The sequence below is a fragment of the Aestuariibaculum marinum genome (genome assembly GCF_014596975.1).
Classification (GTDB): Bacteria; Bacteroidota; Bacteroidia; order Flavobacteriales; family Flavobacteriaceae; genus Aestuariibaculum; species Aestuariibaculum marinum.
This window is the reverse complement of the sequence record NZ_JACVXD010000012.1, coordinates 96,355-99,168: the sequence shown is the minus strand read 5'-3', so window position 1 is coordinate 99,168 and position 2,814 is coordinate 96,355. Positions and strand designations below refer to the sequence as shown.

Annotated in this window: 2 protein-coding genes and 1 rRNA gene; all 3 read left to right on the top strand. The window is 36.5% G+C overall.

Translation table 11 applies throughout. From position 1 onward, the window contains the following. Positions 1 to 74: ribosomal RNA gene (gene rrf / locus ICJ85_RS16880) — 5S ribosomal RNA — on the top strand; the annotation flags it as partial. Between the two features lie 275 nt (positions 75 to 349). Further along, a complete protein-coding gene (locus ICJ85_RS15000) occupies positions 350 to 2,029 on the top strand; it encodes a GMC oxidoreductase (protein WP_188224613.1) in 1,680 nt (559 codons plus the stop codon). Positions 2,030 to 2,057: 28 nt separating this feature from the next. Then, positions 2,058 to 2,639, top strand: coding sequence for a gluconate 2-dehydrogenase subunit 3 family protein (locus tag ICJ85_RS14995; protein WP_188224612.1), 582 nt, complete (start codon positions 2,058 to 2,060; stop codon positions 2,637 to 2,639). The last annotated feature ends 175 nt before the right edge of the window (positions 2,640 to 2,814 follow it).

The window sequence follows — 2,814 nt, the reverse complement described above, 5'->3', positions numbered from 1 at the left end:
CATTCCGAACAGAGTAGTTAAGCCCGTTAGCGCCGATGGTACTGCATCCGTGGGAGAGTAGGTCGTTGCCTTTTTTGGAAATCCTCAACATTTATTTGTTGGGGATTTTTTGTTTTATAGCTGTTCGAAAGGAAAACAAACATGGTTTGGTTAACTATTTCAAACTTCTCATTCTACATTTTTAAAACTTTGTTAATCTAATTTGAAAATGGATTTACTACTTCTATTGGAGTGAATAATCAAGAGGTAATACTTAAAAAATGAAAGATTTGTCTACCTTTTTTAAAGCAAGTGTCGACCTAATTTTAATCAAGTTTTTCGTTTTTTGTATAAAGAAAAAGAAAGATAAATGTACGATGCTATTGTTATAGGAACTGGAGTTTCTGGAGGATGGGTTGCTAAAGAATTGTGTGAGCAAGGACTAAAAACTTTAGTGCTGGAACGCGGAAGAAATGTCGAACATATAAAAGATTACCCTACTATGAATAAAGAACCTTGGGAATTTAAGTATCGAGGTTTGGTGAGTAGAGAAGATCTTAAAAAGCAGGAGAAGCAAAATAGAACGGGTTTTGCTGTTCGCGAAGAGCATAAACATTGGTTTGTAGATGATCTTAAACATCCTTATAACGAAGATAAACGGTTTGATTGGATTCGTGGATATCACGTTGGTGGACGATCTATTACTTGGGGAAGACAAACCTTGCGCTTAAGTGATTTAGATTTTGAAGCGAATAAAAAAGAAGGTATTGCTGTAGATTGGCCTATTCGTTATAAAGACATTTCACCTTGGTATGATAAGGTTGAAAGTTTTATTGGTGTTTGTGGGGAGAAATTAGGTTTATCTCATTTACCAGACGGCATCTTTACGCCTCCCATGGAGTTGAATTGCGTGGAGCAAGAATTCAGAAACAAAATTTCTGAACAGTATGATAATCGATATCTAATTATGGGACGTTTTGCTCATCTAACTGGAGATATTCAGCGGGAAGGTCGAAGTAATTGTCAATATAGAAATAGATGTATTAGGGGGTGTCTGTACGGTGGATACTTTAGTAGTAACTCATCTACATTACCGGCAGCAAGTAAGACGGGTAATATGACTTTGCGCCCTAATTCTATCGTGAATAAAATCTTTTACGATGATGCTAAGCAACTGGCAACGGGAGTTGAAGTCATCGATACAGAGACACATGAAAAAATAGAGTTTTCTGCGAAGGTCATTTTCTGTTGTGCTTCTACTGTTGCAAGTACGGCCATATTACTTAATTCAATTTCTGAACGGTTTCCAAATGGTTTAGGTAACGATAGTGGAGAGTTAGGTCATAATTTAATGGATCATCATTTTAAAGTAGGTGCAACCGCAACTGTTGAAGGTTTTGAAGATAAATATTATAAAGGTAGACGCCCTACCAGTTTTCATATTCCTAGATTTAGGAATTTGGGAGACCCTGATACAAAAACAGATTATTTACGCGGATTCGGTTTTCAAGGGGCGGCAAGTAGAACAAACTGGAAAAGTGGAATAAAAGAACTTTCCTATGGAAAAGCCTTAAAAGATCAGCTATTTAAACCAGGGCCTTGGCGTATTGGGATGACCGGTTTTGGAGAGTGCTTGCCGTATCATGAAAATAGAATGTATTTAAATCACGACAAGGTGGATGAATGGGGAATTCCAACGATAACATTTGACTGTGAGTTTAAAGAGAATGAGCGTAAAATGCGTGAAGATATGCAGAATGAAGCTGTTAATATGTTGAAAAATGCTGGCTTCAAAAATGTAAAAGGTTATGATAACCCATGTCATCCGGGGCATGCTATTCATGAGATGGGAACGGCTAGAATGGGACATGACCCGAAAACATCGGTGTTAAATAAGTACAACCAAGTGCATGCTGTGCCAAATGTATACGTTACAGATGGGGCTTGTATGACGTCTTCAGCCTATCAGAACCCTTCGTTAACTTACATGGCTTTATCAGCACGAGCAGCTAATCATGCGGCAGATCAAATAAAAAAGAATAAGTTCTAATATGGAAAGAAGACAACTGTTAAAAAAAATGGCATTATCTACGGGCTATGTTGTTGCAACGCCAACTTTAATGCAAATATTGTCTTCCTGCGAAGGGAATCAACGTGTAAACTGGCAGCCTTTATTTTTAAGCGAAGAACAAGCTTATGCTGTAGAAAAAATTTCGAACGTTATTATTCCACAAGGAATATTGCCAGCAGCATCAACCGTTAATACGCCACAGTTTGTTGATCTTGTATTAAACGAGGTTGTAGATCATAAAACTCAGAATATATTTTTAAAAGGAGCGCGCGTATTCAGTAGCAAATTTAAAGTGCTAACGGATAAGAATATTCTAAAAGCAGATAAACAAGACTTCCAGAAAGTGATAGAAGTTTATTTTAATCTTGAAGATGAAGATGCTAATCAGGTTGTAGACCTGGCGAATTCTAAAGAAGAAGATATTATTCCAAGTGATACCTATTACCTTTACAAATATTTATTATTCATTAGGTATTATTCGCTTTATGCTTACACATCATCGGAGCTGCTTCAAGAGGAAGTATTAAAATATAATCCATATACCTTTACGTTTACACCGTGTGTGTCGGGCTTGGAATTTGATAGCTAAATAATAAGAAGATGGATTTAATAAAGAAAGAGGAAAGTTAGGATTATAACTACTCCTTTTTTGTTATATTTCAAGCTAAGTTCTTGAGGTCTTTATTAAAAACAAAAAATCCCGAAACAAATGTTTCAGGATTTTTGTAGTGGTACCTCCAGGAATCGAACCAGGGACACAAGGA

Bases quoted from the DNA above. Each gene is read 5' to 3' on its own strand.
- ICJ85_RS15000 (WP_188224613.1), top strand. From the start codon at position 350: ATGTACGATGCTATTGTTATAGGAACTGGAGTTTCTGGAGGATGGGTT.
- ICJ85_RS14995 (WP_188224612.1), top strand. From the start codon at position 2,058: ATGGCATTATCTACGGGCTATGTTGTTGCAACGCCAACTTTAATGCAA.